The sequence below is a fragment of the Variovorax sp. KK3 genome, assembly GCF_001984055.1.
Classification (GTDB): domain Bacteria; phylum Pseudomonadota; class Gammaproteobacteria; order Burkholderiales; family Burkholderiaceae_C; genus Variovorax.
This window is the reverse complement of the sequence record NZ_LYVO01000148.1, coordinates 1-6,794: the sequence shown is the minus strand read 5'-3', so window position 1 is coordinate 6,794 and position 6,794 is coordinate 1. Positions and strand designations below refer to the sequence as shown.

The 6,794-nt window shown below is 69.4% G+C and carries 7 protein-coding genes and 1 pseudogene; 2 read left to right on the top strand and 6 right to left on the bottom strand.

Annotation, left to right across the window (positions count from 1 at the left end; all coding sequences use genetic code 11):
• Positions 1-51: 51 nt before the first annotated feature.
• The 3 genes and pseudogenes from B0W80_RS33515 to B0W80_RS33505 form a co-directional block, all read right to left on the bottom strand.
• Positions 52-702 carry a nucleoside/nucleotide kinase family protein gene (locus B0W80_RS33515; RefSeq protein WP_077003459.1) on the bottom strand — a complete coding sequence of 217 codons (651 nt, stop codon included), beginning with the start codon at positions 700-702 and terminating at the stop codon, positions 52-54.
• A gap of 107 nt (positions 703-809) precedes the next feature.
• Positions 810-1,796: a tripartite tricarboxylate transporter substrate-binding protein gene (locus tag B0W80_RS33510; RefSeq protein WP_077003458.1), complete on the bottom strand. Its 987-nt coding sequence runs from the start codon at positions 1,794-1,796 to the stop codon at positions 810-812.
• A 35-nt stretch (positions 1,797-1,831) separates the two neighbouring features.
• Positions 1,832-3,036: pseudogene (locus B0W80_RS33505) on the bottom strand (M20 aminoacylase family protein).
• 124 nt (positions 3,037-3,160) lie between these two features.
• Here B0W80_RS33505 and B0W80_RS33500 point away from each other — a divergent pair.
• Positions 3,161-3,352: a hypothetical protein gene (locus B0W80_RS33500; RefSeq protein ID WP_077003457.1), complete on the top strand. Its 192-nt coding sequence runs from the start codon at positions 3,161-3,163 to the stop codon at positions 3,350-3,352.
• A 28-nt stretch (positions 3,353-3,380) separates the two neighbouring features.
• Here the strand turns inward: B0W80_RS33500 and B0W80_RS33495 are convergent, their stop codons facing one another.
• Positions 3,381-3,689: a plasmid stabilization protein gene (locus B0W80_RS33495; protein WP_077003456.1), complete on the bottom strand. Its 309-nt coding sequence runs from the start codon at positions 3,687-3,689 to the stop codon at positions 3,381-3,383.
• A 123-nt stretch (positions 3,690-3,812) separates the two neighbouring features.
• The gene (locus B0W80_RS33490; protein ID WP_077003455.1) at positions 3,813-4,088 is read right to left on the bottom strand and encodes a hypothetical protein; all 276 of its coding nucleotides are present in this window, start codon (positions 4,086-4,088) and stop codon (positions 3,813-3,815) included.
• Positions 4,089-4,292: 204 nt separating this feature from the next.
• Between B0W80_RS33490 and B0W80_RS33485 the strand changes: the two genes are divergently transcribed.
• Positions 4,293-4,517 carry a hypothetical protein gene (locus B0W80_RS33485; RefSeq protein ID WP_077003454.1) on the top strand — a complete coding sequence of 75 codons (225 nt, stop codon included), beginning with the start codon at positions 4,293-4,295 and terminating at the stop codon, positions 4,515-4,517.
• On the opposite strand, the gene B0W80_RS33480 is transcribed toward B0W80_RS33485, so the two are convergent.
• Positions 4,489-6,783, bottom strand: coding sequence for a helicase C-terminal domain-containing protein (locus B0W80_RS33480; RefSeq protein WP_077003460.1), 2,295 nt, complete (start codon positions 6,781-6,783; stop codon positions 4,489-4,491). The two genes, B0W80_RS33485 and B0W80_RS33480, sit on opposite strands and share 29 nt — an antisense overlap.
• Positions 6,784-6,794 lie beyond the last annotated feature (11 nt).

Below are 6,794 nucleotides of genomic sequence, written 5' to 3'. Positions count from 1 at the left end.
CCTAGCTGTCTGTGCGAGATGTTCGACGCGTGCGGTCGCGTGAACGACGCCTCAGCCCCAGGTCAGCACGTGATGCGCCCTGCCCTTCGTGCCGGCGATCAGCCGGGCATTGGGTGCATCGGTGCGCGCCACCCACGCGCGCGCCTCGTCCGCGCTTCGCCCGAATTGCATGTGGCGCTGCACCAGCCGTTGCTCGCGAATGGCGTCGTCGATGTCCACGTACCAAACCTCGTCGAGCATCGCCGCTGCGCCCGCCCATGGGCCGGCGTCGTGCAGCAGGTAGTTGCCTTCGGTGATGACGAGTTGCGTCGACGGCAGGATCGCGATGGCGCCGGCCACGGGCTCTTCGATCTCGCGGCGGAATTCCGGTGCGTAGACCACGTCGCCGCCGGGCCGCTGGTCGCGCAGCCGCTGCAGCAGGGCGACGTAGCCGGCGGCGTCGAACGTATCGGGCGCGCCCTTGCGGCCGGCACGGCCGAGGCGCTCGAGCTCGACGTTGGCGAGATGGAATCCGTCCATCGGAACCAGTTGCGCGCGGGCGCCGCCCAGCGCCTTGCACAAGGCCGCGCCCAGCGTGGACTTTCCCGCGCCCGGTGCGCCGACCAGGCCGAGCAGCTTGCGCTCTCCGCTCGACGTCAAGGCATTCAGGCGCGACAGCGATGCGTGAGGGATCGCAGGGTGGTCTTGCTTCGGGGAATTCATGGCACGAGCTTAGTGGGCAGAACCCGGCGAAGTTGATCGGCCCGACCCCGGTTCTTTGCGTCGAGCAGCGCCATCGCCCGCCGTTGCTGATTTCGGCAAATCGCCCGCTAATCGATCTTCGCGCCCGAGGCCTTGACCACGGCGCCCATCGCGTCCCAATCGGCGCGCAGCAGCTTCTGGAAATCCGCCTGGCTGGTGTTGCGCGGCTCCACGCCCAGGCGCATCAGGCGCTCCTGCATCGCGGGCTCGGCAACCACCTTCGCGAAGGCGGCATGGATCTTGTCGACCTCGGCGCGCGGCGTGCCGGCCGGTGCGAGCAGGCCGATCCACGAGTCGAAGTCGTAGCCCGGCAGGCCGCTCTCGGCCGCCGTTGGCAGCTGGGGAAGGAAAGGGCTGCGGACCTTGCCGGTGGAGGCCAGCGCCTTGATGCGCGCATCGCTCTGCAGCCCGATCACGCCGATGCTCGACGAGGTCACCGCCTGCACGCGGCCGGCGAGCAGCTCGTTGACCGCCTCGCCGGTGGACTTCATCGGGATGTGCGTCATCTGCAGCCCGGCCTTGGCGAGAAACGACGCCATCGCCAGGTGCGTGGCGCTGCCGTTGCCGGCCGACGCATAGTTGTACTTGCCCGGATGCGCCTTCACCTCGCGGATGAACTCAGCCGTGGTCGCGACCTTCATGTCGCTCGACGCCGCGACCACGTAGCCCGCGTTGCCGATCTCGGCCACGCCCACGAAGTCCTTCAGCGGGTCGTAGCTGAGCTTGCTGTAGAGGTGCCCGGCGATGTGGTGGCTGGCCGCCGCCAGCACCAGCGTGTTGCCGTCGGCCGGTGCCTTGGCCACGATCGCCGCGCCGACGGTGCCGCCCGCGCCGGCGCGGTTCTCCACGATCACGCTGGCGTCGAGCGCAGCGCCCAGCTCGTTGTTAAAGGCGCGCGCCACGGTGTCCTGCACGGCACCGGTGGCGAAAGGCACCACGATGCGGATCACGCGCTGCTGCGCCTGCGCCGCGCCGAAGGGTGCGAGCAGGCCGCCCGCCACGGCGGATGCGGCGGCCACCGAGGCCAGGGAACGTCGGGTGAGTGAGAAGTTCATCGTCGCGGCCGCTTTCCTCGGGTTGCGGGGTCGTTCTATTTGCCAGCCGCGGGTGCGAGCCAGCGCTCTGCCAGCTTCACGAAGTAGCTGGCACCGATCGGAATGATCTCGTCGTTGAAATCGAAGGACGTGTTGTGGATGATGCACGGACCCGGCCCGTGCCCGTCGAGCCGATGGTCGCCGTCGCCATTGCCCAGAAATGCGTAGCAGCCGGGCCGCGCCATCAGCATGTGGGCGAAGTCCTCCGCGCCCATCACCGCCGGAAAGTCGTCGGTGACCATCTGCTCGCCCACCACCTCGCGCATCGCGGAGGCGGCGAAGCGCGCTTCGTCGCGATGGTTCACCACCGGCGGCGAGGCCCGCACGAAACTGATCTCGGCCGTGCATTCGTGGGCCTGCGCGATGTGCTCGGCCAGCGTGCGCAGCCGCTCTTCGATGCGGTCCAGCGCGGCGATCGAGAAGGTGCGCACCGTGCCGCCGACCGATGCGACGTCGGGAATCACGTTGGGTGCGTCCGAGCCCTGCAGCTGCGTCACCGCGAGCAATGCGCGCTCGGTGCTCGGGATGCTGCGCGGCACGATGGTCTGCAGTTGCTGCGCCAATGCGATCACCGCGGCCACCGGGTCGAGGCCGGTGTGCGGCATCGACGCATGGGTGCCGCGCCCGCGCAGCGTGATGCGGTAGGTGTTGCTCGACGCCATGAGCGCGCCCTCGTTGAGCGCGAAGCGGCGACCTCGCCCACCGGAAAGTTGTGCAGCGCGAACACCGCGTCGCACGGGAAGCGGTCGAACAACCCTTCTTCGATCATCTTCTTCGCACCCGCCTTGCCCATCTCCTCGGCCGGCTGAAATATGAAGTGGATGGTGCCGTCGAAGCGGCTGCCTTTCTGCGCCAGGTGCCAGGCCGCCGCCAGCAGCATGGTGGTGTGGCCGTCGTGGCCGCAGGCATGCATGCGGCCGTCGTTCGTCGAACGGTGCGCGAACTGGTTGGCTTCGTGCAGCGGCAACGCGTCCATGTCCGCACGCAGGCCGATGCTGCGCGTGCTGCTACCCTGGCGCAGCACGCCGACCAGGCCGGTGCCGGCGATGCCGCGATGCACCTCGATGCCCCATTCGCCCAACAAGCGGGCCACGATGTCGGAAGTGCGATGCTCTTCGAAGCCCAGTTCGGGGTGCGCGTGGATGTCGCGCCGGATGCCGACGAAGCGGCTGAAGTCGGCGAAGGAGTCGGCGATGTTCATGAGTTCAGTGGCGCATGAGCGGCGAAGCACGCATTCTGGCCCAGCCATCCGTGAAACGCCTCGGTTTTAAGTGGCGCTTCCGGGCCTACTATCGCTCCATTCCCCCGATCGAGAGGACCCCCCGATGAGCAACGAACTGCGCAGGAAGCTGCACGACCTTCAGGAGCTGTCCAACAACGCGCCCGACCCTGCCACGCGCGCCATTCTCGAGGCGCTGCGCTTGCAGACCGCGGTGCTCAACGAGCGCCTGTTCGCGATCGAGCTGCTGCTGGCCGAGCAGCTCAAGAAGAACGGCGCAGCGCAAGTCACGCCATAGGGCAAGTCACGCCAAGGGTCGCTCGGGCTCAATGCGCCGCGGCGTTGCGCTTTCTCGTGGCGGCCGCCTTCTTGGCCGACGCCGAGCGCGCCGCCGCACTGCGCTTGGCGGAGGCCGCCCCGCCCAGATGGCCGCCCTTGCGTGAAGGCGCGTGGTTCTCGGCCTTGCCGCGGCCGGAGCCGCTCTTCTTGCCGCCGCCGGTTTCCGCGTTCACGGTCGCCCACGCGCGGCTTTCCGCTTCCTTCTTGCCCACGCCGCGCTTTTCGTAGCCTTCTTCGATGTGCTCGGCCTGACGCTTCTGCTTGTCCGTGTAGGACGACTTGTCACCTCTGGGCATCACCACTCATTGGCTGTCTTCGCTGTATGTCGTCGAGTCGTCGCACCATGCTGCGCGCCAGCCGGCAGGCGCAGGTAGGTGCACAGGGCCGACCTTCGTCAGCCAGGGCCGCCGAACCGCAACTCAGGCCTTGCCCTTCTCGCGCGCCATGCGCTCGGCTTCCTCGAGCTGCGCGGCATCGGTGCCGATGTCCGGCGTGCCGGGGTAGCCGGTCTGGTCGTACAGCCGCCGGCCTTGCCGGCTGCCGTTCAGCGGGTCGTCCTGCCCCAGGGCGCGGTTCTGCTCGATGTTGCGTCCGGAGGCATCGCCGCGGTCGCCCACGCGGGCCTCGGCCTCGCCGAGCGGGCCCGAGGGGCCGGGATGGGGCTGGGGCTGGGGCTGGGTTTTCGGATCGGTCATGGTCGAAAGCTCCTTTGCTGTCCGTGGATATCGAACCCCAAGGTCGCGCGTGCGTGCAGGCACGGGCGCAGGCCGCCGCTCCGCTTCGCCGTAGGCGAGTTCTCGCGCGAATGCCCGCATGCCCTATGCGCGGCTTCCTACAGATGGGCGATTCGGTGCGGCCTAGCTTGGACTTTCCGATTCCGAGACAGACGAGGAGTGGTCATGAGTACCAAACCGAGCAAATCGACGAGCACCGTCAGCAGCGAGCCTTTCCCGTTCCCGACCTCGGAAAAGCACGATGCACTGCCCGAGCATTCCAAGCCCGTGCCGGCCGAGCCCACGGAGCAGGCGCTGGACAACGGCGTCGAAGAATCCTTCCCTGCCAGCGACCCGGTGTCGGTGACGGTCGACAAGGTCGTCACGCCGAAGAGCGACAAGAAAGGCTGAGCACACCGCCCTCGCCCCCGCGCATGGCCTGCACCTCCCACCACGCCGGCAGCAGCGCGCGGATGTCGCGCCGCGCGAAGCGATCGTCGAGCAGGTAGACCACACCGACGTCCTGCTCGCTGCGGATGACCCGCCCCGCCGCCTGCACCACCTTCTGCAGGCCGGGATAGACGTAGGTGTACGCATAGCCCTCGCCGAACAGCGCTTCCATGCGCTCGCGCATGCATTCGTTGCCGGCGTCGTGTTGCGGCAGCCCGAGGCTGGCGACGAAGGCACCCAGCAAGCGATCGCCCGGCAGGTCGATACCCTCGCCGAAGGGCCCGCCGAGCACGGCGAAGCCGATGCCTCGCCCGCCGGGCGCGAAGCGCGCGACGAAGGCGTCGCGTTCGCTTTCGCGCATCCCGCGTGACTGCGCCCAGGTCGGCACGTCGGCATGCGTTTGCGTGAAAGCCTCGAACGCGCTGCGCAGGTAGTCGAAGCTGCTGAAGAAGGCGAGGTAGTTGCCCGGCTGCGCCGCGTACTGCGCCGCGATGATGCCGACGACCCGATCGAGCGAACGCGCCCGGTCGCGAAAGCGCGTCGAGACATCGGTGGCGATGCGCACGGCCAGCTGCTCGCTGCGAAAGGGCGAGCCGACGTCCAGCGTGGCCGTGTCGTCGGGCAGGCCCAGCGTGTCGCGGTAGAAGCCGAAGGGCGCGAGCGTTCCCGAGAAGCAGGTCGTGCTGAGGCTTTGCGCGAAGCGCGGCGCGAGGAAAGGCGCAGGCACCAGGTTGCGGATGGCCAGCGCGTCGTCGCCCAGGGTGGACTCGAACACCGAATGCGTGCCGAAGGAATCGGCCAGCCGCGCGAAATGCGCCAGGTCGAAGAAGCACTGCTGAAGCGCGCCCTGCGCCTCCTGCGGATGCGCCGCGAAATGCTCGCCCATGGCGGCCAGCGCGTCCTGCAGCGCACGCGCGAATGCGGCGGGCAGGGTGTCGTGCGCGCGGTAGTCCTCCACCTGCGTCTGCTGGGCACGGCGCCACTCGCGGCGCAGCTTGGTCAGGGTCTTCTTGATCGGCGCGGGTGCCAGCCGGCGCACGGGGCCGATGGCGGCCTCGTCGAGGCGCGCGCTGTACATGCCGCGCGCGCGGTCGAGCAGGTTGTGCGCCTCGTCCACGAGCACGGCCGCGCGCCAGCCTTCTTCCTGCGTCAGCGCCCAGAGGAAGGCGCTGCCGTCGAAGTAGTAGTTGTAGTCGCCGACGATGGCATCGCTCCACAGCGCCATCTCCTGCGCCAGGTAGTAGGGGCAGACCTCGTGCGCCAACGCGACCTGCCGCAGCGCCGCGCGGTCCATCCAGGCCACCTGCACCGCCTCGGCGCGCGCCGCCGGCAGGCGGTCGTAGAAGCCGCGCGCCAGCGGGCACGATTCGCCATGGCAGGCCTTGTCCGGATGCTCGCAAGCCTTCTCGCGCGCCGTGAGTTCCAGCACGCGCAGCGGCGTCGCGTCGCCGGTCAGCCGGCGCAGGCCGTCCAGCGCGATCGCGCGGCCCGATGTCTTGGCCGTGAGAAAGAACAGCTTGTCGACGCCCTGCCTGCCCCAGGCCTTGAACATTGGAAACAGCGTGGCCAGTGTCTTGCCGATGCCGGTCGGCGCCTGGGTCAGCAGGCACCGGCCCGCCACGGCGACGCGGTAGACCGCCTGCGCCAGGTCGCGCTGCCCCGGCCGGAATTCGGCATGCGGGAACGGCAGCGCCGGCAGTGCCGCGTCGCGCGCGGCGTGGTGTGCGGCTTCCTGCTCGGCCCAGGCCATGAAGCGGCGGCACAGGTCTTCGAAGTGCGTGCGCAGCGCGTCGGCGGTCCAATGCTCGGCCAGCACCGATTCCTCGTCGCGGCCCAGCTCCAGGTAGACCAGCGCGACCTCGACGCCGTCGAGCCCACGCGCCTCGCACAGCATCCAGGCATAGCAGCGCGCCTGCGCCCAATGCAGCGCGCGGTGATTCGCCCGCACCGAGTCGAGTTCGCCGCGGAAGGTCTTGATCTCCTCGAGCCGGCCGCGCTGCGGATCGAAGCCGTCGGCCCGGCCGCGCACCCGCAGCCGGCCGACACGGGTCGAGAGCGCGATCTCGCTTTGATAGCCCGCACCGCGCCGGCCCTGCACCAGCCGGTGCCCGGCCAGGCCCTCCTGCGCGCTGGGCGCGGGCACGAAGCGCAGGTCCAGATCGCCCGCCCGCGCCGCGAAGGCGCACAGCGTCTTCACCGACACCGTGAGTTCGGCATCGGCGGGCACGGTGGTCGGGG